Consider the following 24978-nt stretch of genomic DNA (forward strand, 5'->3'; position numbering starts at 1 on the left):
GGAGCCGTACGGAAATGTGGCTCGCGCCGGCGTCGATGGCGTTCTCGACCAGCTCCTTGAGCGCGCTTGCCGGGCGCTCGACGACCTCGCCCGCCGCGATGCGGTTGACGAGGTTTTCGGGCAGGCGGCGGATGGTTCGGACCGGTTCGGACATGCGTCGCGGTACACTAGCGGTGAGCATACGGTTTTTCGAGACCAGCGGGCGCACTTATCCCGCAAAGTCGCACACAAAATATTGGGTTTTGCCGCGTTCGCCTGCTAATGCGCGCACTTCGCAAGCCCCGCCGGAGCCTACCTCGCGCTGAGTGCGGGCGGGCTCAACCGCAGTTTTATACGGATTTCCTGATGGCATCGTTGCTTTCCCGATTCTTCAAGTTCGGTTCCCAGAACATCGCAATCGATCTCGGCACCGCCAACACGCTGGTCTATGTGCAGGACCGGGGCATCGTGCTCAATGAACCGTCGGTCGTGGCGATCGAGACGATCAACGGCATCAAGCGCGTCAAGGCCGTGGGCGACGATGCCAAAATGATGATGGGCAAGACCCCGGACAACATCGAGGCGATCCGCCCCTTGCGTGACGGCGTGATTGCCGACATCGAAGTCGCGGAAGAAATGATCAAGCATTTCATCCGCAAGGTGAACGGTTCGAAGAGCCTGCTGCGCTATCCCGAGATCGTGATCTGCGTGCCGTCCGGTTCGACTTCCGTGGAACGGCGCGCGATCCGCGATGCGGCGAGCAATGCGGGGGCGAGCCAGGTGTTCCTGATCCTCGAGCCGATGGCGGCGGCGATCGGCGCGGACATGCCCGTCACCGAACCGGTGGGTTCGATGGTGGTCGACATCGGCGGCGGCACGACCGAAGTCGCGGTGCTGAGCTTGCGCGGTCTTGCCTACACCACCTCGGTGCGCGTGGGCGGCGACAAGATGGACGAAGCCATCGTTTCCTACGTGCGCCGCCACCACAACCTGCTGATCGGCGAATCGACGGCGGAGCGGATCAAGAAGGACTTCGGCATCGCCACCGTGCCCGCCGACGGCGTGGGCGAGACGATCCACATCAAGGGCCGCGACCTTGTGAACGGCGTGCCCAAGGAAATCACCATCACGCAGGCCAATGTCGCCGAGGCGCTGTCCGAACCGATCGGCGCGATCGTCGAGGGCGTGCGCATCGCGCTCGAGAACACCGCGCCTGAACTCGCGGCGGACATCGTCGACCAGGGCATCGTGCTGACCGGCGGCGGCGCGCTGATCCGGGGGCTTGACGATCACCTGCGCGAGGAAACCGGCCTGCCCGTGAGCGTGGCGGAAGACCCGCTCTCGTGCGTGGCGCTGGGCACCGGCCGGGCGATGGAAGATCCGATCTACCGCGGCGTGCTGATGACGGCGTGATGCCGCTGGGCTGCGGGGCGGCAAAAACGAAGAAGGGTTGCTAGATGGCGCGGTCGCCAGACCGGCGCCCGGGCTTTTCGCGCAGGGCGCAATACGGGATCTTCACCGGCTACGTCATTGCCGTGGCCGGCTTCCTTGCGGGCGCGGGGCTGCTGATCGTGAGCATCGTCAACCCGCAGGCGTTCAGTTCGGTGCGCAGCGCGGCAAGCGAGATCGCACGGCCTGCGGGCGAAGCGGGGGCCGAGACGCGCGCGGCGGGCCAGAGCGTGATCGCGGCCATCGGCGCCTATTTCCAGGCGGGGCGGCAGAACGCCGCGCTTTCCCGCGAAGTCGCCGCGGCGCGGGCAAATGCGCTGACGATGCAGGCGCTGGAAGGCGAGAACAGGCGGCTGAAAGCGCTGCTCGGGATCGTCGAGCCGCAGATGAAGCCGATCACCGCCGCCCGCCTGATCGGCTCGACCGCCGCGAGCGCGCGGCGCTTTGCGGTGCTTTCGGCGGGCTCTGCGCGAGGGGTGCGGCCGGGCCAGCCGGTGCGATCGGCGGCGGGGCTGATCGGGCGGGTGATCGAGGCGGGGCCGGGCACGGCGCGGGTGCTGCTGGTGACGGACCCGGAAAACGTGGTGCCGGTGCGGCGGGTGCGCGATGGCCTGCCCGCATTCGTCGAGGGCAAGTCCGACGGGCGCATCGCGATCCGCCTGCTCAATATGGGCAACAACCCGCTGAAGCGCGGCGATGTTTTCGCGACCTCGGGTTCGGGCGGGCTCTACCCGCCGGGCATTCCGGTCGCGGTGGTGACCGAAGTGCTGCATGACGGGGGTGTGGGCCATCTGGCGAGCGATCCCGCCGAAGCCGATTTCGTGGTCGTGCTGCCGGTGTTCCAGGCGCCTGCCGTCGAAGCGCTGGGGGCGAGCCAGCAGGCGGCAGGACCGGCGCCCGAAGCCAGCGAGGGCGGAGGGGGCAACTGATGCCGTTTCCCCGGCTGCCCGACCTGCCCAGCCTGCCGCGCCGGCCGGAAGACCTCGTCCCGCAGCGGATCAACCGCGCGCCCTCCCCCCTGCTCGCCTCCGGCCTGCCGTGGGTTTCGGTGATGCTGACCTCGCTGGCGGTGTTCTCGCCGGTGATCGCGTCCGCGCCGGTGGTGCCGCCGCTGGCGTTCATGGTGTTCCTCGCGTGGCGCATGCTGCGGCCGAGCCTGCTGCCGCTGTGGGCGGGCCTCCCGCTCGGCGCGTTCGACGATCTCTACAGCGGGCAGCCGTTCGGATCGGGGATCGTGCTATGGTCCGCCGCGATGCTGGTGATGGATACCGTCGACAACCGCCTGCTGTGGCGCAGTTTCGTGGCTGACTGGGCGGTCGCTTCGTTGCTGATGACGGGCTATCTCGTGCTTTCGGCAGGGATCGCGGGGCTGGCTGCGGCCTATCCGCTGCCGCTGGTGATCGGGCCGCAGCTGCTGGTGACGCTGGCGCTCTATCCGCTGGTGACGCGGGCGGTCGCCCTGCTGGACCGCGTGCGCCTCCTGCCGCTCAGGACGGTCTGACCCGCCATGCGCCAGAAGTGGTCCTGGCCCTGGTCGAAGCCGGCGAAGCCGCTGCCGGTGACGGGCGCGCAGCTCACCCATTCGTTCGAGCGGCGCACGTTCGTGCTGGGCATGGCGCAGGCGGGTGTGGGCATGCTGCTGGCCGGGCGGCTGACCTGGCTGGCGGTGGCGGAGAATGCCAAGTACCGCGCGGCGTCCGAAAGCAACCGCGTCAACCTGACGCTGATCCCGCCCCGGCGCGGCTGGGTGATCGACCGCACCGGCGCCTCGCTGGCGGCCAATCGCGCCGATTTCCGCGTCGATCTAGTGCCGGACCGGGTGGTCGATGCCGATGCAACGCTGCGGACCCTGTCGCAGCTGCTCGGGCTGACGGCGGACCGGGTGAGCGACATCAAGGACAAGCTGGAGAAGGCGCGCGGATTCCAGCCGGTGGAAGTCGCCTCGAACCTCGATTGGGACAAGTTTGCTGCCGTCAGCGTGCGCCTGCCCGAACTGCCCGGCGTGATCCCGCAGCGCGGCTTCTCGCGCTATTATCCGACGGGCGCGGCGGTCGGCCACCTTGTCGGCTACGTCGGCCCGGCTTCGGCGGAGGATTACGAGAAGGAGCCCAACCCGCTGCTGATCACGCCAGGCTTCAAGATCGGCAAGGACGGGCTCGAGAAGCACTTCGAGGAACGCCTGCGCGGCATTCCGGGCGCGCGGCGGGTGGAGGCGACGGCGGGTGGCCGCGTGGTGCGCGATCTGGGGACGCGTGAGGATGTGCCGGGGAGCCCTATCCAGCTGACCATCGATGCGGGCCTGCAGGACTATGCGGCGCGGCGCATCGGGCTCGAATCCGGCTCGGTCGTGGTGATGGACTGCGCGACGGGCGACCTGCTTGCGATGGTTTCGATGCCGAGCTTCGATCCCAACAGCTTCGCCGACGGCATCGGCCGCATCGAGTGGAAGATGCTGTCGGAAGATGACCATGTGCCGCTGCGCAACAAGGTGCTGCGCGGGCTCTATCCGCCGGGTTCGACGGTGAAGCCGATGGTGGCGCTCGCGTTCCTCGAAGCGGGGCTTGATCCGGAAGCCAGCGTCGGCTGCGCGGGCGGGCTGCGCGTGGGCAACCGCGTGTTCCACTGCTGGAACCATCGCGGGCACGGCACGACCAATATGTCGAAGGGCATTTACCAGTCCTGCGACGTGTACTTCTACCATTTCGCCCAGCAGATCGGGATGGACAAGATCGCCGCCATGGCGCGGCGGCTGGGGCTGGGTCAGGAATACCCGATGCCCTATCCCGGCCAGTCCTATGGCACGGTGCCCGATCCGCAGTGGAAGCAGCGCAAGTATCAGAAACCATGGGCGATCTATGACACGGTGAATGCGACGATCGGCCAGGGCTACATGCTGGTCAATCCGCTGCAGCAGGCGGTGATGGCCTCGCGCCTTGCCTCCGGGCTGCAACTGACCCCGCGCCTGCTGCTGGACCGCCATGCGCCGCGTGCGCCTTCGCTGGGGATCAAGCAGGAACACCTCGACATCATCCACGCGGCGATGAACGAAGTGGTCAACGGGCGCGGCACGGCGGGCAAGGCGCGCATTCCGGTCGAGGGCGTGCAGATGGCGGGCAAGACCGGCACCGCGCAAGTCGTCGGGCTGAACGTCGGCAACGGCAAGGGCGGCCTGTGGAAGCACCGCGACCACGGGCACTTCATCTGCTTCGCGCCGTTCGACAAGCCGCGCTATGCCTGTGCGGTCGCCATCGAGCACGGCGGCGGATCGGGCGCGGCTTACCCCATCGCGCGCGACGTGATGACCTACCTGTTCGACCGCGCCAAGGCGATGGAAGTGCTCGAAGGCTTCGAGAGGGAATGGGGCGGCAACGTGCAGCAGCGCATGGCGGCCAAGTACAACGCCTATGCCGCCAAGTTCGGCGCCACCGCGCCAAAGGCGCCCGACGAGGAGCAGGCGGCGGAGGCGGTCGCGGCGGACAACACGCCGGTGGCCGAGCCGACCGCGGCGCAGACCGACGCGGCGCCGCCCGCGCCAGAGCCTGAGGCACCCCCTGCCCCGGCTGAAACCGCAGCGCCTGCCGCCGCACCGACGCCTGCTGCTGCAGCGCCTGCCGCGCCTGCACCGGGAGCATAGGGCATGCAGCGCGCCTATATTCCGGCGTTTATCGCGCGCCAGCCGTGGGGGGTGATCCTGCCGCTTTCGGCGCTGGTCACCTTCGGCGGCGCGGTGCTCTATTCGGCGGCGGGCGGGCACCTGATGCCCTGGGCGCTGCTCCACGTGGTGCGCTTCGTGGTGTTCCTCGGCATGGCGATGGTCGTCGCGCGCATCCCCTCGCAATGGTTCAAGAACGCGGCGCTGCCGTCCTATGCACTGCTGTGCGTGCTGCTGGTGCTGGTCGAACTGCTGGGCCGCGTGAGCGGAGGCAGCCAGCGCTGGCTCAATCTGGGCTTCATGCAGTTGCAGCCCTCCGAGCTGATGAAGCCGGGCATCGTGCTGGTGCTGGCGTGGTTCTACAGCGTGCTGCCGCCGAGCGAGATCCGCAGCTGGCGGGCGATTGCCCCGGCGGTGGTGCTGCTGGGCCTGCCGGCGGGCCTCGTGATGCTGCAGCCTGATCTGGGGACTGGTCTTGCGATCAGTTTCGGCGCGGTCGTCATCATGTTCCTCGCGGGCCTGCCGCTGTGGCTCTTCATCACCGGCGGCGCGACCGTCGCGGTGGCCGCCCCCCTCGCCTTCTTCACCGTGCTCCATGATTACCAGCGCAAGCGCGTGCTGGTGTTCCTCGATCCGGAAAGTGATCCGCTGGGTTCGGGTTATCACATCACCCAGTCGAAGATCGCGATCGGATCGGGCGGCCTCTTGGGCAAGGGCTTCGGGCAAGGCTCGCAGAGCCACCTCGATTACCTGCCCGAAGCGCATACCGACTTCGTCTTCGCGACGATGGCGGAGGAATGGGGGATGGTCGGCGGGTTCTTCGTCCTGTGCGTCTTCGCGCTGGTGCTGCGCTGGGGCCTGAAAGTGGCCCTCAATGCGCCGGACCGCTTCTCGCGCCTGCTGGCGGCGGGGATGGTGACGACGATTTTCTTCTATGTTTGCATCAACCTGATGATGGTGATGGGCCTTGCGCCGGTGGTGGGCATTCCCCTGCCCTTCGTCAGCCACGGCGGCTCGTCGATGATGACCAACATGCTGTGCATCGGCACGCTGATGGCGGTCGATCGCTGGTCGCGCGCGCCGGGTAGAACCTTGCGATAATTTTTCAAAAATGGGGCTTGGCAGCCGGTGAGAAATCGCTAAAGGGGCCGCTCCCGGTCGCCGGTGACGGTACGGTGTGGACGCATAGCTCAGTTGGTAGAGCAGCTGACTCTTAATCAGCGGGTCCTAGGTTCGAGCCCTAGTGCGTCCACCAAATTTCTCATGAGTTTTAATTAGTTACTGCCGCACATCGATGCTGCGGGATATGGCGCTCACGCGCTAGGTAGCTTTCTAGGTAGCAGCACATTCAAGCGTCGCTGAGGTTACTCAGCCTCCATGGAACCGGTGATTCTTTCACGCAACGTGACTAATGATCGATGCTCGGGCTTGGCGCTTTGCCTTGGCCACGGTCGACGACGAAATCTGTGAAGGCAATGAATCACTCGTCGAGCTTACTCGCGCTCTTCCAGGACTTGTAAATGCGGCCAATCGGTCGATGGCATCAAAGTTTCTCTAGTCACTGCTGCGCGATCTTGCGCGTTGCTGGCGAGACATTCTTCCTGCCGCGGGCGCCAAAGGCCCGCTTCCCCGTCCATGGCCTGACGGCGGGGTCTTGGACTCCCCAGAAGGGGGCGTCTGACAATCCTGTCGCCGTCTTTAGGTCGCTCGGCGCGCAGCGCGAAGCGAGGTCTCGCGATGCATGCCGCATTTCATTGGCAATCTTGTGGCGGGGTTTGCCGACGGCTTCGCACGCATGGGCACGCACGCGAGCTAAGTTCTTGATAGCCGGTCTAACGGCAACAGGCTAAGAGCGAAGTTGGAGAAGTGCTGCGCGACGACCGTTGCAGCTGCATAGCAGATTTGCATACCGCCATCATCGCTGGTTCAAAGTGACGTAATTCCTACCGGATGTTGCTGATCTATTTTGTAACAAGGAAGGTCTTTGGATCGGTATAGGCCATCAATCCCTCGATCCCATTCTCCACCCCCATGCCCGATTGCTTGCGCCCGCCGAAGGCTGCGAAGGGTGACAGGGCGAGCCCCTCGTTGATCCAGACATTCCCAGTATCCATTCGTTCAGCGATCCGCATGGCGGCGTCCATGTCGGCGGACCAGACGGTTCCGGCCAGCCCCATGTCGGTGTTGTTGGCTTTGGCAATCGCATCTTCGACATCCGTAAAGCGCACGAGCGGCAAGATCGGCCCGAACTGTTCCTCCTGGACGATACGGCTGTCTTCGGGCGGATTGTCGACCAGCGTGACGGGAACAAAGAGGCCATCTCCCTCTGGCGCTTCCCCCTGGAGCAACTGGTAACCGTTCGCTTCGCAATCGGCGAGCAAGCCCTTGACGCGGTCGTACTGCGGCTTGTTCTGGATCGGCCCGAGCGCGGTGCCCTGCTGGCTGCCATCACCCATCGGCACAGCCAGCGCCAGCTTTGCCAGTTCATCGCGGAACGCATCGTAGATGTCACTGTGGACATAGGCCCGCTTGGTCGCGACGCAGACCTGCCCGCTGTTGGTGAAAGCCGACCAGAACAGCTTTTCCGCCGTTTCCGGGACGTTGACGTCCGGCATGACGATCGCCGCATCGTTGCCGCCCAGTTCCAGTGTCAACCGCTTCAGCGTCGATGCCGCGTTTGCCATCACCCTGCGTCCGGTCGCGGTCGAGCCGGTGAAGCTGACCTTGTCGAAGCCCGGATGCGACGTCATCAGCGGCCCAAGTGCATCCCCTCCAGTGATGATATTGAGCACTCCGGCAGGCACAAAATCCCGCACCAGTTCGCCGATCCGCAGCACGGTCATCGGCGTGAACGGTGACGGTTTCAGGACCAGGGTATTGCCGGCCAGCAAGGCAGGCGCGATCTTCCAGATCGACAGCACCACCGGGAAATTCCATGGCGAAATCCCGGCCACCACCCCGATCGGTACATAGCGGGTGACCTGGCGGCGTCCCGGCCCGGCCTCGATCTCGCGGTCAGGCAAAGTCAGGGTAGCGGTTGCCTGACACCACTGCGCGGCGGCCATGACCTCGAACTGAGCCTGCTCCGCGGGTTTGCCCTGCTCGCGGGTGAGCATCGCGGCCAGCTCCGCCGCATTCGCCGCGATGGTCTCACCGATCCGGTTGACGATTGCCGCCCGTTCAGCCCAGGGCGTGTCACGCCAGGCTGGGAAGGCGTTTCGGGCCGCGGCGATGGCCGCTTCAAGTTCTGCCGCACCGGCATCGGGCACAGCGGCAAAGACCTGCCCGGTCGCGGGGTTGCGCACATCGAGTTGGCTATCGGACGATGCCGCCTTGCCGCCGATCGTCATGGTCAGGGTGTCTTGGGTCATTTTCGGGTTCCTTCAGGCCGGGAGTTCAAGGATTGCCTTGACGCATTTGCCGGAATGGCTGTCGGCAATCGCCTGGTTGATCTGGTCGAACGGATAGATGGTCGAGAACCGCTCGATCGGCAGCTTTCCGGCGGCGTGCAACGCGATCAGCTCGGGCAGGAATGTGTCGGGGTCGCTGTCGCCTTCGATGATTCCCTTGATCGTGTAGCCATAGGTGATGGCCGGCACGATCGGCAGCGGCAGGGCCGCATCAAGGCTGCCGGGCACGCCGACCAGGCCCAGTGCGCCGTGCGGTGCGAGCATGTTGAGTGCAGCGGAAATCGCCCCGACATTGCCGCTGGTGTCGACCACGTTGTTCGCGCCTTGCGGGAGGATGGCCCTGACCTGTTCGGCAGTGTCGCCCGTAGCCGGATCGATGGCATGGTCCGCGCCGAGTTCGAGCGCCAGTTGCCTCCTGGCCTCCTGCGGTTCGATCATGATGATCTTCGAACAGCCCGCGATCTTGCCGCCCAGCACGGCGCTGAGGCCCACGGCGCCGCCCCCCAGGACGACCAGGTTCGATCCGGCCTGCGCCTTGAGCGAGCGCAGCACTGCGCCAACCCCGGTCTGGATACCGCAACCGAGCGGCGCAAGGCTGGCAAGATCGGCATTGTCCGGCAGGGCAATCACATTGCGCTCGTCGGCAATGGCGTGCGAGGCGAATGACGATTGCCCGAAGAATCGGGCCGATACCTGGCCAGCATCTTGGTGGACGCACGAGCTGCCATCGGACCGAACGCAGGCAAAGTTTAGCGCAACGAAGTCCTGGCAATAGGCCGGATCGCCGCTGTGGCACTGGCTGCACTGCCCGCAGGAATTGAAAGTCAGCAGAACCTTCTGGCCGGGCCGGACCTTGGTCACGCCTTCGCCAACCGCTTCGACCACGCCCGCGCCTTCGTGCCCGAGGATCAGGGGGAAGGGCGATCCCATCGCGCCAGAGGCGAAAACCATGTCAGTGTGGCAAATGCCTACCGCGTGGATCCGGACGAGGATCTCGCCAGCACGCGGCGGATCGATCCTGACCGCTTCGATCGAAAAGGGCTGGTTCGGTTCGCGCAAGATTGCTGCCGTGCCTTGCATCACCACTCTCCTGGAATTGTCGTCACGCCTACTTTTCCAGTTCGACCGGCGTTCGGCCCCATACTTTTGTTTTGGCCGAACGCGCAGGCATGGACCTACTCACTCCATCGAATGCTGCTCCACCGGGCCACCTGGTGCCGAGACCGGCGACGGCCAGCGCATGTGAGGGACTAGAATGACCGAAGCCTATATCGTTGACGCTGTCCGCACGGCTGGTGGCAAGCGAAACGGGAAGCTCGCCAATTGGCATCCCGCTGACCTCGCTGCCGAAATGTTCAACGCTCTGATCGACCGCAATGCTTCGCTCGATCCGAAGGCGATCGACGATGTCATTCTTGGCTGCGTCATGCAAGTCGGCGAACAGTGCTTTGCTTTTCCGCGCAATGCGATCCTTGCCTCGCGATTGCCTTCGACGACACCCGGGGTGGCGGTCGACCGCCAGTGCGGATCATCGCAGCAATCGCTGCAGTTTGCGGCGCAGGCCGTAATGTCTGGAACCCAGGATGTGGTGATCGCGGCAGGTGTCGAGAGCATGACCCGGGTGCCGATGTTCTCGAACTTCTCCCTGCACGAGAAGGAAGGGATAGGCACCGGCCCGCTGAGCCCGCGCGGCAAGGAACGCTACAACCGTACAACGCAGTTCAGCCAATTCGAAGGGGCCGAACTGCTCGCGCACAAGCATGGATTCAACCGAGAGGCGCTCGACCGCTTTGCGCTGGAAAGCCACCACAAGGCTGCGGCCGCCATCGAGTCTGGCGCATTCGACGACGAAATCGTGCCTATCGATGTAGGTGGTGAATTGCACAGGGTCGACGAAGGCGTACGGATGGATGCGACGCTTGAGGCAATCTCGTCAGTCAAACCTATGCGCGAAGGTGGTGTTGTTTCAGCTGCCAATGCCAGCCAGGTTTGCGACGGGGCGAGCGCCGCGCTGGTAGCAAGTCAGCGTGCACTCAAGGAGTTCAACCTGACCCCAATTGCGCGTATCCATAACCTGACAGTGACCGCGGGCGATCCAGTCATCATGCTGGAAGAGCCGGTTAATGCGACCCGCAAGGCCTTGCTGCGTACTGGCATGTCAATCGGCGACATCGACCTCTATGAAGTCAATGAAGCCTTTGCACAAGTGCCACTGACGTGGCTGAAGGAGATCGGCGGCGATCCCGAAAAACTCAACGTCAATGGCGGCGCCATAGCTCTCGGCCACCCGCTGGGAGCGTCGGGAACAAAGCTGATGGCGACCCTGATCAACGCGCTTCATGCGAGAGGCAAGCGCTGGGGGTTGCAGACAATGTGCGAGGCGGGAGGTGTCGCCAATGTAACCATCGTTGAGGCGCTCTGATTGATGCCAATGCCACTATCAGTCACCCTTATGATCGCGTCCTCCAGTGATGCCATTAAGCAAGGCGCCTCTCGTGGTAGCATTTGCCACCCCGCCATGTCGAATTCATCAGCTTCGCCTCTCACCTTCTCTCCTCCCTTTTCAGGGGAGAAGCGATCCTTCGATCGATGCAGGGGGCACTTCGGCCGGGATAGCGTTCATCCAGATACAGCCTGGATAAGCCTCATCACTCAGCGCATCATGATTAGCAGTGGTCTTTCGCGAAGCTCCTGTCATTAAGGCTTCGATATCACGATGATTGGGGTCGAGCTTAGCGTATTCACACTCGGCTCACTAACCGATCTACACCGAGGCAAGACCGAGCGAGCGAGCGCGATGGATTGCTGCGGTCCGGTTGTTCACGCCAAGCTTGCTGTATAGATTGTAAAGGTGCCACTTAACCGTGGCTTCCGACATGGCGAGCCGCCCGGCAATTTCGCGATTGCGCAAGCCCGCTAGCAGAAGTTCCACCATCAGCTTTTCCCGGGCGGTCAGCGGCTCGAGCGGAGCGTACATCTCGTCGTTGGGCTTGGCGATCTGACTTTCAAGACCGAGGCGCGCTTGCAAATTCTGCAAGAACCTAAGTTCGTTCATCTGTCCGCCGAGACTTTGTTCTAATCTGGCCAATGTCGCCGCTACCAGCGGACGGCAAAGCTGGGCATCGTCGAGGAAGATCTGGTTGAGCCCCCGGTCACGCGCAACCGACACCGCGTCGAGGAAGGCACGGACCGCCTTCACGCTGTCACCCTGGTTGTAGTGGACCGCAGCCTTGAGGATCAACGCCTGAACCAACCGCAAGTTGCGCCCCCCGTGCCGCGCGGCGCTGATCAGGCCGGTCAGGATGCGCAGCGCCTCGTTCCAGGCCTGGTCCGCTATAGCCACCCGGGCCGAAACGATCTGGCGCAGTTCCTTGACGCTGGGCAGGTCGGGATCACCCTCGTCGGGCCGCCGTTCACCCAGTGGCTGGACTTCCGTGATGCCGCTTGCCTCCTCGATCGCCTCTTCGCTGCGACCGGCCCGAAACAGCAGCAGGACCCGCTCGTACCGCAAGGTAAAGGCGAGGCGCGGGGCATAGGCCTTGGCCAGGCCGGCCTCCATCTTGCGGGCCAAAGTCAGCGCGTCCGAAGCGCCCCCCCTGAGCGCTGTCACTCGCAGGCAGGCCGCGAGGCCAAACGCGGCGGTTTCGCTGACCCCATGTTCGGCAAGCATGTGGAGGTTTTCGTTGACCAGCGCTTCGGCACTGTCAATCTCGCCCAGATGATAGTGGGCCGCTGCGGCAAGAAGAGCCAGGGTCGATGAGATGTTGCTGGGTGCTGTGGGTGTTTCGGTCCATCCAGCTCCCAGTGCTTCAAGCCGGGCGAGCGCCTGCCGCGGCTCGCCCGCGACCAGATCCATTGTCATTCCGATCCCGCAGACCCAGGCGGTGCCATAGGCGCTATCGCTTTCGGCAATCGCCCGTTGCGCCAGATCAAAGGCGCGCCGCGCCGCCGGGACATCAAGGAAAGCCAGCGAAGACAGCACTAGGCTGCAGGCAACGGTCGCGCGGTCGAACGGATCGGCACTTGGATTGCTGCTCAGCCAGTCGCTGGCCGCGCGCCGTGCCGAAAGCATGTCGTCCATGAAAGTCGCCGACAAGGTATCGAGCAGCCCGATCTGGTTCTGCAGGCCCGCATCAATTTCGCCCCCGCTACCGATCTGCGCATTGCGGTGGAGGCTTGCGACCAGGCTGGCGGCCTGGCGATAGCGGCGGGCGAAGAACATGGCCCAGGCTTGCCAGTAGAGCAGCGTCGAATCGTCTTCGATCATGCCCTTGGGAAAGCGCGACAACAGCTGCAGGAAGGTCGCCAAATCTCCGCGAACCGAAACTAGCTCCGGTGCCAACCTGGCAAGAAGCGACCGCGCCCGGCCGGCATCGCCCGAAAGCAGGGCCATATCGATCGCTTCGGCCAACTGATCGTTGGCCTCGTACCAGCGACCGGCTGCGCTGCGCATCCCGGCCTGTTCCTGACGGGGAAGGCGGTCGAACTGAATCAGCAGGTACTGGCGGAAGATCGGATGATAGCGGAACCAACCGCTGTCGCTTTCCAGCCTGACGATGAACAGGTTGTTGCGCTGCACCTGTTCGATCATCTGGGCGGCGTCGGCGTGGGGAGTAACTGCCTCACAAAGCGCAAGGTTGAACTGTTCCAGAAAGCAGGTCGCCACCAGGAAATCCTGAACCTCGCGCGGCTGACCGCGCAGGACTTCTTCCGAGAGATATTCGGCGACGTCGGCATCGCGCGAGGAAATCTCATCGAGCAGGCGCTTGGTGTCGGCCCCTTCCTTCAGGGCGAGCAAGAACAGGCGGATGGCGACGGGCCACCCTTCGGTCCGTTCCAGAACGCCAGCCAGATCGGCCCTGCTGCCATCGGGCATGACCGTGCGGGCCAGCGCGCCCAGTTCGCTCTTGGTAAAGGCCAGGTCCCGGACCCTCAGTTCGGCGACCCGGCCAGCAAGCATCAACTTGCGCGTCGCAAAGCCCGGCTTGACGCGCGAGGAGATCACCAGGTGCAGGTAGGGCGATTCGGTCGCCAGCAGAGCTTCGATCAGCGCGTCGGTTTCCGGTGACTGCGCCAGGTGATAATTCTCGATCATCACAGTGACATCGGCCTTCCGCCGATCAAGACCAACGGCGATCAGGCCAGCCGACAAGGCGGCGCTGGCTTCAAGACCAAGGCTGTCGTCGGCGGCCAAACCGCCTTCGGCAGAGCTCACTTCCAGCAGGAACGCGGCGAGCTTGCGGGGCACCACATCGGTGCGGTCGCAGTTATACCAGAATGCCCCGCCGCTGGCCGCCCCAAGCGCTTCGTAAAGCGAGGTCAGCAAGACAGTCTTGCCATAGCCAGCCGGGGCGACAGCTAGCACAAGATCCTTGGACTGAACGTCAAGAAGGAGCTGATCGATCAGGGCATCCCTGCGGATCAGGTCACCGCCCGACACCGGCGGCGCGGTTTTACCTCTGGGGTAATTCAAGCTGGCTATCCTGCGCTCCAGATCCCAATCCCGTTTCGCAGGCTATAGCCGCAGATGCCCCAGGCACCCATACTTTTGTATGGGGCCTGTGTATGGGTGTCTGGGACTGCGCCTTCAATGGCCTAGTGGTTCGCCAGCTCCTTCGTACGCGGTGACAACCCGAAAGTCGGGGGCATCAGCGGATCCCTGGCCAGAATCTCATCACCACGCAGCTTCATGATCTTGATGTAGTTGTAGAACGGTGCGGTCGGGTAGAGGTGGTGGATCAGGTGGTAATTGTGGTTGGCCATCAGCGGCGAGAGAATCCATTCGCCGCCCATCCGCAATGCCGTCGCCTTGTATTCGTCTTCCTTGGCATAGGTTTCAAACGGTTGGTGAGTCAGGAAGCTGAACACCAGCACGAACAGGAATGAGCTGATCCGGGTCGGGATGAACCACAACATCAGCAGCTCCATCCCATATCCCAGCCAGACGATCAGCGCGCAGCTCGCGAGGATGAAAGCTACGTAGGCAAACAGAGCCGGGTACTTCCGGCGCGCAAAATCGCCGCCCTTCTGGAAGAACCACTTGGTATAATAGTAATCGAAATTGAGCCAGCGTAGCGGGAACCACATGTCCAGCTTGTGCGCGTAGCCATCCGGATCGCGCTCGGGATCATTCGCATATTTGTGGTGCGCCATGTGGATGTACCGGGCCACGTCCATCGGCGCGAGCGGGGCGAAATAGACCAGGCCGATCCGGCCGAGCAGCTCATTGACGAACTTGTTCTTGCTCACCGCATTGTGCGAGGAATCATGGACAACGCTGAACAGGTAGTACGCGGTAACCCCGTTCACGATTGCACCCAGCCAGAGCGGAAACCCATGGGCGATGGCGGCGTACCAAACCCCGCCGATAATGCTGGTGCAAACGACGAACAGTGCCACGGTCGGCCATGCTACCTTGGGGCAGGACCGCAACGCATTGAACTGGGCAACTGCATTCTGCGGTGACGTGGACATCAGACTCTCCTGGACCAAGTGTTTCCGCATCAATGCCTGCCCACGATGGGCAGCGCCTCGACGAAAGTTTGGCTTGTCGATTTTTCCGCGCGGCCTGGTCCTAGCCCACTGCCCTGTCCCGCCCCTTCCAGAAGGGTTCGCGCAGTTCGGTCTTCAGGATCTTTCCGGCTCCGGACAGCGGCAGGCTGGGCCTGACTTCCATGCTGCGCGGCACCTTGTATCCGGCAATCAAGGCCCGACAATGGGCCTGGAGTGCCTCAAGTGACAGCTCACTACCTGGCCGCAAGACCAGGGCGACATGCACGGCTTCACCCATCTGCTCGTGGGGAATCCCGATCACCGCATTGGCGGCAACGGCGGGGTGGCTGGCGACGGCATTCTCGACCTCGGCGGAATAAATGTTCTCGCCGCCCGATATGATCATGTCCTTCGCCCGGTCGACGATGAAGACATAGCCCTCCTCGTCCATCCAGGCCATGTCGCCGGTATGCAGCCAGCCGCCGCGCAAGGTTTCGGCGGTTGCTTCGGGCATGTTGTAATAGCCCTGCATTACATTCGGCCCCTTGACGATGATTTCGCCAATCTCGCCGCACGGAAGCTCGCGGTCTTCGGGATCGACAATCTGGAGATGGACATCGAAAGTCGATCGCCCGGCCGCGCGCAGCCGGTTCGGGCCATCATTGTCCACGACATGCTGGTGCCAGGGCAGCGCGCAGATGAAGGCCGCGCTCTCGGTCATGCCATAACCCTGAGTCAGGCGCACGCCCGGGAAGGCCGCCATGGTGCGCCGCAGCAGTGTTTCGGAGGCGGGTGACGCGCCGTAGAGGATGTTACACAGGCTCGACGTGTCGAAATTCCCGATCGCAGGGTGATCGACGATCGCCTGAAGCATGGCCGGAACCACCAGCGTGTCGGTGACCCCAAACCGCGCGACATGGTCGAGCACAGCATCGGGACTGAAGGTGGGGAGCATGACATGGGTGCAGCCGCGCAGGACCAGACAGGTGGTGAGCAGCATGTCGGCAAGGTGGAACATCGGTGCCACGTGCAGCCCGACTGCGCCCTCGTTGAACACGCCCTCGGCCAGCATTGACAAGCCGGATGAGCACAGATTGGCATGGCTCAGCATCACGCCCTTGGGCCGTCCGGTGGTGCCGCCGGTGTAGAAGATGCCCAGCAGGTCATCGCCGCCAGCCCCTGCGTTCTGCAAAGGCTCTGCCGCTGCAATCAACGCGTCAAGGCCAGGAAGGTCATCCGATTCCTCGGTCCCGCCCATCAGGAAGATATGCTGCAGACCGGGGCATTGCTCCCGCAATGTGGGAACCAGCGCGGCATGATGCTGGTCGACCATCAGCGCCACGCAGCCAGCATCATTGAGAGAATAGGCTATCTCGGCGGGGCTCCAGCGGAAGTTGACGGGCACGATCACGCCGCCTGCCCAAGCCGTCGCCAGATAGACCTCAAGGTAATGATCGCTGTTGAGTGCCAGCACCGCGATGCGCGCACCTTTGGCAAGGCTCCGGGATGCCAGGCAACCGGCCAGCCCGGTGACCCTCTCATAGAGCTCCGCGAAAGTCTGACTGCGGGCACGGCAGATCGTCGCCGTCACGTCCGGATGGTGCTGGACTGCTCTTTCGAGACCTTGTGTGAATTGCATGGGTTGCCTCCTTCCTGTCCGCCGGCCGTAAATGCACTACTACAGTGCGCGAGGCGCTGCTGCCTGCTTGTCCGATGCCCAATCAGCTATCATTGCCTCCGCTGCTCGGTCCTCGGGGATTGTCGCCCGGGTTCGTGAAAACCGCGGCGCGGGCGCAGGATGAGCAAACCCGTCGCGATCGACGTAGGTGCCACGGGACTTCATATGGGGATGCTGTCCAGCCTCGCGGAAATCAAGGACGGGGACGAAGCACGCGTCGATACCTTCGATCTGGTTTGCCCATTCATCCCTGGACTTGGTGAGAAACTTAGCCGCGAACCATGCACAACGGTCCGGCCAATTTGTGGTGTCGTGTTGGTCCTTGACCCATTCGGCAGGTGCGCCAACTGCTGCAAGCAAGCGCGAATAGAATTGCGGCTCGATGGCTCCGACCGCGATTTCCTTACCATCCTTGCAAAGATAGCAACGATAAAATGGGGCCGCGCCACCCAGCATGTTGGCCTCGCGATCAAGCGAGATTCGTCCGGAAGGCACCAGCCCTGCAAACATACTCATGATCGATGCGACACCATCGACTATCGCGGCATCCACCACCTGTCCAAGACCAGACCGCTCGCGCTCCCACAACGCAGCCATGATGCCGAAAGCAAGGAACACGGATCCACCGCCAAAATCGCCGATCAGATTGAGGGGCACTGTCGCCGGTTCGCCAGGCTTCCCAATCGCAGCCAGCGCGCCCGTCAGCGCGAGATAGTTGATGTCATGGCCAGCCATACGCGCCAACGGCCCATCCTGACCCCAGCCGGTCATCCGCGCATAGATCAACCGCTTGTTCAGCGAACAGGCGTCGTTGGGACCAAGACCAAGCCGTTCCATCACACCGGGTCGGCTCCCCTCGATGGACACGTCCGCCTGAGCGATCAACTCGAGACTCTTAGCCCGTCCAGCTTCCGACCGGATATCTAGAGTCAGGATTGCCCGCCCGCGATCTGCAACGGGATTGGGCTGACCGTTACCGTTAGGCCGATCAATACGCAGGACATCGGCTCCCAAATCTGCCAACAACATTGCACAGTGCGGACCTGGTCCGATGCTCGCAAATTCAACGACCCTCAGTCCAGCAAGGGGTCCGCTCGTCATGGCATGGCCCTTCCTGGCGAAGTCGCCGGCGCAATCGGGTTGAACTGATCAATCAGGACTTGATGATGAACCATCTTGCTAAGTCCAATACCTTCGGGGGTGGCCAAGGTAGTTTGAAATTGCGCATCCGCTTAATCGCGATAGACGGGCAGGCGCTTCTCTGCATAAGCCAGCAATGCCTCTCGGTGATTATGCGAAGCGAGAAGTCCTTGCTGCTCGGCAGCTTCGGCCAGGAGCAAGTCGGGGTCGGATGCTCCCGCGGTTGCTGCATTTGCCAGACGCTTTGCGGCTTTGACCGCGTCCGGGCTGGACGATGCAATTTCTTGCGCAAGTGCGCGGGCGGCCGTCAACGGGTCTGCCGCCAATCGGGTCGCCAAGCCAAGCTCCAACGCTTCCTCGCCCGAAACTATTTTCCCTGAGAACAGCAAGTCGCGCATCACATCCGTGCGGACGAGCTGACGTAGCAACACTGTGCCCGCCATGTCGGGGATCAGTCCCCATGCGATTTCCCGGATCGACAACCTGGCATCCGGCGCGACGATGCGGATATCCGCGCCCAAGGCCAGTTGCATTCCGCCGCCAAGCGCGTGCCCCTGGATCGCCGCGATAACCGGCACGGGTAATTCGCGCCATTGCATAGCGACATGCTGAAAAAGGTTTGCATCGCCATGGGTGCGCGCCGCCAGGTTTGACAGGATTTTTGTTCCGCCTTGGGCCAGCGCATCAAGGTCGATTCCGACTGAAAAGCTGCGTCCGTTCCCGCTCAGGACCACTGCCCTCAAACCCTCTTTTGCCGCGAGCGTGTGACCGGCTTTGACGATCAGGTCGAAAGTCTCGAAGTCAAGTGCGTTGAGTTTCTCGGGGCGGTTGAGCCGAACTTCGGCGACCCCATCAAGAACAACCAGTTCAACCCGATCCGCCAATGTTCCGCTCCCGATGTGGCTTTCAGGCTTCACGCCAGCGCCGGATGCCTGTGGTAGCGATTGATCGAGGCGCGTCGAGTTCTGGCCAACCAAAAGTATGGGGTGGCTCCATCCGATCCTACCCTAGTCGGGGTCACAGTTCTGATGGGAAGCCCTCGACGCATGATCACCGACACATTCAATCCCGAGGTTCTGCGCGGCCAGGTGGCTTTCATTACGGGAGGCGGCAGCGGCATCAATCTGGCGATTGGCAAGGCGCTCGCCCGGTTGGGAGCCAACGTCGGCATTTGTGGGCGAACGGCCGAGCGGCTCGACGCGGGGCGGAAGGAACTTGAAGCGGCCGGTGCCAAGGTCTTCGCGGCGGTTGCCGACGTCCGCGATGACCTGGCCGTGCAAGCTGCCGTTGCGGCTTGTGGCGAGGCGCTGGGGCCGATCAGCTTCGCGGTGTGCGGGGCCGCCGGCAACTTTGTCGCGCCGGCCGAAGCCATTTCGCCCAAGGGCTTCCGCACCGTGGTCGAGATCGACCTGCTCGGCGCATTCCACGCCGCACACGCCTGTTTCGAGCAGCTGCGGCAGACACGAGGGAGCCTGCTGTTTGTCTCGGGCGGGCAGTCCTATGTGCCCTTCGCCTATCAGGCCCATGTCGGCGCGGCCAAGGCCGGGATCGACAACCTCATGGCAAACCTCGCGCTTGAATGGGGGCGTTACGGGATCAGGGCGAACAGCATCGTGCCCGGACCGATCGAAGGCACCGAGGGCATGAACCGGTTGGGTGGGGACAACGCCGAAGCCATCTGGAAGGCGATGACGCCGCTTGGCCGGATGGGGACAATGGAAGATGTTGCCAATGTCGCGGCGTTCCTGGCCACGCCCCTCGCGTATTACATTTCAGGCGCGCGCATTGCCGTTGATGGCGGGCAGAACCTGACCGGTTCACACGTTTTCAACCGGGCAATTGGCGATGCGCTGGATGCAGCGAAGGGGGAAACGGCATGAACTTCGTAAAGATAACCACCGTCCTGCTCTCGTTGATTGCCTTGCTGACCGGAGCGATGGACGTGATCGTGGGAGTGGCCGGGCAAGCCAACATCGGTGTCGGCACAGCGGCAGTGGCTCCGTTCGATCCAGTGCTCGACAGCCAGGTCCGCTTCCTTGGCGCGGTCTGGCTTGGGCTCGGCGTGATCCAGCTGGTCTGCCTTGGTGACTTGCGCCGCTACGGTCTCATTCTCCAGCTTTGCTTCGCCTTCGTGGTGCTTGGCGGGATAGGACGGGCGCTGTCGCTGCTGCAGGCGGGTCATCCGTCGAGCGATATTGGCACCGCCTTCATCGCTGTCGCCTTGGCCATCGAACTCTTGCTGGTGCCACTTGCATGGCTGGCCTTCCGACGCGGAACATTGGCCGCCGACGAGGGCTTCGTTCGATGACCAAATGGCAAGCAACCAACGGCAACAAAGAACGGAATGCTCGTCAACGCCATCAACGCCCGATCCAGAGGGAAATCGCTCTTTACCGCGCCAAAAACAAATGCGGAACATTGACTCAAAGGAAAAGGTCGTGAGCCGAGTTTTCAAAGACGCCCGCAAGGCAGCCTATTTCAATCCTGAGGGAGCCGATAAGCCGCTTCGCAGCCCCGTGCCTCTCGACACGCTCAGGGCTGCCCGCGCCTATCGCAAGCGGCGCTTGGTAGACCAGGTTATCAAGCATGATTGTGCGGCCATCCTGCTCTTCGATCCGGTCAACATTCGATATGCGCTGGATGTGTCGAACATGCAGTTGTGGGCGACGCACAACCCGTTCCACTATGCATTGGTCTTCGCTGATGGCCACGCGATTGATTTCGAGTATCCCGGTGCCGAGCATCTCGTGAACGGACTCGAGACAGTCGATGAGATCCGCAGCGCCAATCCGTTCTTCTATATGTATTCCGGTCCCTATCTTGAGGAACGGGCGGGGCAATGGGCTGCGGAAATCGCCTCGGCAGTGCGCGAGCGTGGTGGTGGCAACCTCAGGCTTGGCACCGACAAGCTCGAACTTCCGGGCGCCGATGCGCTGCGGCGGCAAGGGCTGACGTTGGTCGAAGGCCAGCAGATGACCGAGCAGGCCAGGCTGATCAAGAGCCTAGATGAAATCGAACTGATGCGCTGGACGATTCGAGTGTGCGAAGCAGGAATGGCGCGGATGTATGAGCACTCGCTCCCCGGCAAGACCGAGCAGGAAATCTGGGCGGAACTTCATTACGAGAATATCCGGTCAGGTGGCGAATGGCTGGAAACGCGACTCCTGACTATCGGAGAGCGCACCAATCCTTGGTTTCAGGAATGTTCCGACCATGTCGGCAAGTTGGGGGATATGCTAGCTTTCGACACCGATATGATAGGACCCTATGGTTATTGCGCGGATCTTTCGCGATCCTGGACCATCGGCCACACACGGATGACCGATGAACAGAGCACGTTGTACAGCACCGCACTCGAACAATTGCTCCACAACACCAACTTGATCCATCCGGGCATGGAGTTCCGGGAGTATATGGAAAAGACTTGGCGAATTCCCGAACGCTTCATGGCCAACCGCTACTCCTGCGCATTGCACGGTGTCGGCATGGCTGATGAATATCCCGGCGTACCCTATGCTACCGACCCAGCCGACCTGTTGCCTGGCCGGTTTGAAGACGGCATGGTCTTTTGCGTTGAGAGCCTGATCGGCGAGCAGGGAGGAAGTGAATGCGTCAAACTGGAAACCCAGGTTCTCGTGACACCCAACGGCACAGAACGGCTCGACAGTTTTCCATGGGAAACACGGTGAGCGGTCAGACCGCTCAGCTTTGCCCTGATTGCAGCCAATAGTATACCAACATGGGCACGGGATGGTGTGTTTGGCGATTTACATCGCGATAATTCGCAACTAGCAACTATTTTGGTATACTAGGACCAAGGGCAGCCATGGCAAACACCAACGCAGACTGGACGCATCGGGCAGCAAGAGTATTGACTGGGCCACAGAGCAACCTCGCGCCCGCATTGCCGATCGCTCCCATTTTCGCACAGCGCGCGGCTGGCCACCGCATCTTCGATGTTGAGGGTCGAGATTATATCGACCTCGCCCTGACCATGGGGCCGCTGATATTCGGTCACGGACACCCCCAGTGGATCTCAGCCGTCGAGGCGCAGCTGCGAACTCTGCCCTCGCCCCTGCCCGGCCAGTTCTACTCCCCGCTCGAAGTTGAACTCGGCGAGCGGATGACCAGCGCGATCCCCTGCGCAGAACTGGTAAAGTATGGCCTGTCCGGTTCCGAAGTTGTCCAACTCGTGTTTCGTCTGGCCCGGGCCTTCACCAGCCGTCCCTATGTGCTCCGTTTCGATGGTCACTATCACGGCTGGATGGACAGTGTTCTCGGTGGATCAATCAACCCCGACCCAGACGCACCGCCACACCCAATCGATCTTCCGGGAACTGCGGGCGGCTTCAATACGTCTACCGAAGGTCGATCACCGGTGGCACTCCTCGACCAATACAAGATCAAATGGAACGATGCTGATGCTCTGGAAGCGGTACTGGAGCGATACGGCGACCAGATCGCTCTGGTACATATGGAACCGATCATGTGCAACTTCGGTGGTTGCCCGCCCCGCCCGGGCTATCTCGAAGCGGTTCGCAAGCTGTGCGACCGCTTCGGTGTTCTGCTGTGCTTCGACGAAGTGATAACCGGTTTCAGGGTCGATCTGGGCGGAGCGCAGAAAGTGTTCGGGGTCACTCCCGATCTGGCCACCTACGGCAAGGCGATTGCGGCCGGCCTGCCCTTCGCCGCCGTGGCCGGCCGCGCCGATGTCATGGAATTGCTCAGCGATCGCCGGGTCGTGGGAGCTGGCACGTTCAACTGCTTCCCGCTGGGCATGGCCGCCGCAATCGCAACCTTCGACCTGCTGGCCGAAGACGACGGAGCATGGTACCGCAATGTCGACCGCATCCAGGCCCGCTTCAGGGAGGGGCTGCGCGAAATGGCTGCCGCGCACGGCCACGACGACCTGTTCCTGCAAGGACCGCGCGGCCAGATCTACGTCGATTTCCTAAAGGCGGATGTTGCCTATTCCCCGACCGAACTGGAAGCCGCCGATGCAGCCCGACGCGCCGCCTTCCGCGTGATCTGCATGGAGGAAGGCCTGTCGATCGGCGCCGGCAGCCGGATCTACATTTCCGGGACAATGGCAGAGGATGACATCCGCGAAGCCCTTGCCCGCCTCGACAGGGTATTCGCACGCCTGCCCCGGCCGGCCGGCTGACTTTCCGGTTCCGAGCAGAGCGCAGCCCTGCGGCATCAACCGGCGATGGGGTGGATGTCGGTTTCCAGCTCGATGTCCGACGCCGGTCGGGCCGTGCACAGCAAGACAGTTCCGGGATCAGTGGGCGCAGTCACGCCGGGCAGATATTCGACCTTGCCTGCGACAAGCCTGGCCGCGCAGGCCCCACATGCCCCGTAGCGGCAACCGTTGGGGGCCGCATAGCCTGCCGCTTCGATCCATTCCAGCAGATTGCTGGCATCGCCCCAGGCCCCTTCAAGTGTCGCATTGACCTTTACCCCAAAGGAGCCGGCCGAAGCGCTTCCGGCCTGGAAGTGAGCCTTGCCGGCGGGAATGAATAGCTCGCTGGTCCATCTGGCGTCAGCGACCCCGTGCGCGCGCAGCTGGCCGCCAAGACGTTCGACAAAACCGGGAGAGCCGCACAGCATGATTCTGGCGCCCGCGCCGAAAAGGGGACTTGAAACGAGCCTGACTGCATCCAGCCTGGCCTGGCTAAAGGCAAGGCGCTCCTCGCTGCAGCGCGGCGCCTTCGCCAGAACATCGATCTGAAGGTTGGGCAAGAGGCGCAACGCCGATCGCAACTCACCTTCGAAGGCGAAGCCTGCCGGAGTATCCGTGCAGTGAAACAGATGGATCGGACGCGTCGGCCGCAGCGCGATCGCGCTGCGCAGGATACTGAGGAACGGGGTTATCCCGACTCCCACACTGGCGAGAACAAGCGGGCTGGAATCGGCGGGATGGACCGCGAAACTGCCCATTGGCCCGTTTATCCTGAGAGCATCACCAACCTTGATCCGATCGACGAGCATAGCAGTGAAGCCCGCATCGCGCGATGGATCGCGGCGGACGCTGATCCGGCAGGCCGTGTCTGCGACCCCGCTCGATAGCGAATAGACCCGCGAATCCCCGCCGCCCGGCATTCGGACAATCACATGCTGGCCCGGCAGGAACGGCAACAGCGCGCCATCTTCGGGCTTCAACCAGAACGAGGTAATTTCCGCCGATTCCCGGATCACTTCTGTGACGCGCCACAACCGGTCGCCGCGGGGGCTGGGAGCGGACGCTTCACGACCCGGTTGTGCGAAGGCGGGGATATCATAATACCTTCGTTCTCCCAGGTTCGGTTCAACGCCGACTTCGGCCCCGCATTCCAGCATTCCGCCCCGGATCACGCGGGCATAGACCCCAAGCACATGGCCGGTCTTGTCGCGCAGCCTCGACGAAACCGCGGGATTGTCGGGCAGGTCGGGCTGTGCATAGCGCGGCATGGCGCAGCGAACGGTCGCCTGGGTTATCGCGATCACGGCATCGCCGATGCACAGGCGGTGCCCGATCCAGGCCTGTTCCGGCCAATCGGCCAGCGTGTCGCAGTCCAGCACCAGGTTTGCCCGATAGCGTTCCAGACGTGCGATATCGTCCGAACCGCCGGCCAGCTTCTCCAGCGATTGCCGGGTCACGACATGCAGGGGCGCAACATCGAAATGGCTGCCTGGCCAGGTGACATACTGGCGCAGGACCAACCTGACTTCGTCAGGAACATCGGCCTTGGGAAGTTCATCCTGGAGCGACAGTCCGAGCAGGCGCTTGACCCCGTCGGGATTGAGCGGCACCCGTCGCCGGTAGTGTGCGTCATCTTCCATCAGGGGCAGCAGGCTTACTACCCGGCCGAGCTGCGCGCCCAGCAGCGCGGAGGCAAATGGATCGGCCGAATCGATCAGGTCGCCCGCCGTGGTGACGATCATGACACCGCCGCTTTTCTCGTCATACCGGGCCTGCAGGCCCAACATCACGGGAAGGCGCTTGGCGCTCAATATTTCCCCATTTCCCTCGTCGCGCAGACACAGAATCCGGTCGCCGGGCAAGCCGGCCGTGTCGAGTCGCGAACGGATCAGGCGTTCGCCGCCGAGTGACTTGACCGGATAGCGCCACAAAGCATCAAGCGTTCCAACCTGCATACCCCCTCCATCAGGCCCCACTGCTCACCGCGCCGCTACCG

At 63.0% G+C, this 24978-nt stretch carries 18 protein-coding genes and 1 tRNA gene; 11 read left to right on the forward strand and 8 right to left on the reverse strand.

Annotation, left to right across the window (positions count from 1 at the left end):
- The first annotated feature begins 345 nt into the window (after positions 1-345).
- The 6 genes from IP83_RS15495 to IP83_RS15520 all read left to right on the forward strand — a co-directional run bounded on the left by IP83_RS15495 (position 346) and on the right by IP83_RS15520 (position 6335).
- Positions 346-1392, forward strand: a complete 1047-nt coding sequence (locus IP83_RS15495; protein ID WP_054123136.1) for a rod shape-determining protein — start codon at positions 346-348, stop codon at positions 1390-1392.
- Between the two features lie 44 nt (positions 1393-1436).
- Complete coding sequence (gene mreC, locus IP83_RS15500) at positions 1437-2357, forward strand: rod shape-determining protein MreC (RefSeq protein ID WP_054123137.1); 921 nt, start codon at positions 1437-1439, stop codon at positions 2355-2357.
- Positions 2357-2929: a rod shape-determining protein MreD gene (locus IP83_RS15505; RefSeq protein WP_054123138.1), complete on the forward strand. Its 573-nt coding sequence runs from the start codon at positions 2357-2359 to the stop codon at positions 2927-2929. The genes mreC and IP83_RS15505 overlap by 1 nt, the downstream gene beginning before the upstream one ends.
- Positions 2930-2935: 6 nt before the next feature.
- Positions 2936-5062: a penicillin-binding protein 2 gene (mrdA, locus tag IP83_RS15510; protein ID WP_054123139.1), complete on the forward strand. Its 2127-nt coding sequence runs from the start codon at positions 2936-2938 to the stop codon at positions 5060-5062.
- Between the two features lie 3 nt (positions 5063-5065).
- Positions 5066-6181: a rod shape-determining protein RodA gene (rodA, locus tag IP83_RS15515; RefSeq protein ID WP_054123140.1), complete on the forward strand. Its 1116-nt coding sequence runs from the start codon at positions 5066-5068 to the stop codon at positions 6179-6181.
- Between the two features lie 78 nt (positions 6182-6259).
- Positions 6260-6335: transfer RNA gene (locus tag IP83_RS15520), tRNA-Lys, on the forward strand.
- A 706-nt stretch (positions 6336-7041) separates the two neighbouring features.
- Here the strand turns inward: IP83_RS15520 and IP83_RS15525 are convergent.
- Together IP83_RS15525 and IP83_RS15530 are read right to left on the reverse strand one after the other, a co-directional pair.
- Positions 7042-8451, reverse strand: coding sequence for an aldehyde dehydrogenase family protein (locus IP83_RS15525; RefSeq protein WP_054123141.1), 1410 nt, complete (start codon positions 8449-8451; stop codon positions 7042-7044).
- A 12-nt stretch (positions 8452-8463) separates the two neighbouring features.
- Positions 8464-9570: an NAD(P)-dependent alcohol dehydrogenase gene (locus tag IP83_RS15530; protein ID WP_054123142.1), complete on the reverse strand. Its 1107-nt coding sequence runs from the start codon at positions 9568-9570 to the stop codon at positions 8464-8466.
- A 175-nt stretch (positions 9571-9745) separates the two neighbouring features.
- Between IP83_RS15530 and IP83_RS15535 the strand changes: the two genes are divergently transcribed.
- Positions 9746-10912, forward strand: coding sequence for an acetyl-CoA C-acetyltransferase (locus IP83_RS15535; RefSeq protein ID WP_054123143.1), 1167 nt, complete (start codon positions 9746-9748; stop codon positions 10910-10912).
- Positions 10913-11254: 342 nt separating this feature from the next.
- On the opposite strand, the gene IP83_RS15540 is transcribed toward IP83_RS15535, so the two are convergent.
- The 5 genes from IP83_RS15540 to IP83_RS15560 form a co-directional block, all read right to left on the reverse strand.
- Positions 11255-13684: a LuxR C-terminal-related transcriptional regulator gene (locus IP83_RS15540; RefSeq protein ID WP_156309767.1), complete on the reverse strand. Its 2430-nt coding sequence runs from the start codon at positions 13682-13684 to the stop codon at positions 11255-11257.
- Between the two features lie 401 nt (positions 13685-14085).
- Positions 14086-14964 carry a fatty acid desaturase gene (locus IP83_RS15545; RefSeq protein ID WP_054123145.1) on the reverse strand — a complete coding sequence of 293 codons (879 nt, stop codon included), beginning with the start codon at positions 14962-14964 and terminating at the stop codon, positions 14086-14088.
- A gap of 100 nt (positions 14965-15064) precedes the next feature.
- A complete protein-coding gene (locus IP83_RS15550; RefSeq protein WP_054123146.1) occupies positions 15065-16621 on the reverse strand; it encodes a class I adenylate-forming enzyme family protein in 1557 nt (518 codons plus the stop codon).
- Between the two features lie 39 nt (positions 16622-16660).
- Complete coding sequence (locus tag IP83_RS15555; protein ID WP_054123147.1) at positions 16661-17761, reverse strand: CaiB/BaiF CoA-transferase family protein; 1101 nt, start codon at positions 17759-17761, stop codon at positions 16661-16663.
- A gap of 131 nt (positions 17762-17892) precedes the next feature.
- Positions 17893-18717, reverse strand: coding sequence for a crotonase/enoyl-CoA hydratase family protein (locus tag IP83_RS15560; protein WP_231625073.1), 825 nt, complete (start codon positions 18715-18717; stop codon positions 17893-17895).
- A 27-nt stretch (positions 18718-18744) separates the two neighbouring features.
- On the opposite strand from IP83_RS15560, the gene IP83_RS15565 reads away from it, so the two are divergent.
- From IP83_RS15565 to IP83_RS15580, 4 genes are all read left to right on the forward strand, one after another.
- Complete coding sequence (locus IP83_RS15565; protein WP_231625074.1) at positions 18745-19680, forward strand: SDR family oxidoreductase; 936 nt, start codon at positions 18745-18747, stop codon at positions 19678-19680.
- Entirely contained in the window at positions 19677-20108 is a 432-nt protein-coding gene (locus tag IP83_RS15570; RefSeq protein WP_054123150.1) for a DUF4345 domain-containing protein, read from the forward strand. The genes IP83_RS15565 and IP83_RS15570 overlap by 4 nt, the downstream gene beginning before the upstream one ends.
- 130 nt (positions 20109-20238) lie before the next feature.
- Positions 20239-21489, forward strand: coding sequence for a Xaa-Pro peptidase family protein (locus IP83_RS15575; RefSeq protein ID WP_197274400.1), 1251 nt, complete (start codon positions 20239-20241; stop codon positions 21487-21489).
- A gap of 137 nt (positions 21490-21626) precedes the next feature.
- The gene (locus IP83_RS15580; protein ID WP_082364757.1) at positions 21627-22964 is read left to right on the forward strand and encodes an aspartate aminotransferase family protein; all 1338 of its coding nucleotides are present in this window, start codon (positions 21627-21629) and stop codon (positions 22962-22964) included.
- Positions 22965-22999: 35 nt separating this feature from the next.
- On the opposite strand, the gene IP83_RS15585 is transcribed toward IP83_RS15580, so the two are convergent.
- Positions 23000-24937, reverse strand: coding sequence for an MOSC N-terminal beta barrel domain-containing protein (locus IP83_RS15585; protein WP_054123153.1), 1938 nt, complete (start codon positions 24935-24937; stop codon positions 23000-23002).
- Between the last annotated feature and the right edge of the window lie 41 nt (positions 24938-24978).

Origin of the sequence: Novosphingobium sp. AAP93 (genome assembly GCF_001296055.1) — a bacterium.
In the GTDB taxonomy this organism is placed as follows: domain Bacteria; phylum Pseudomonadota; class Alphaproteobacteria; order Sphingomonadales; family Sphingomonadaceae; genus Novosphingobium.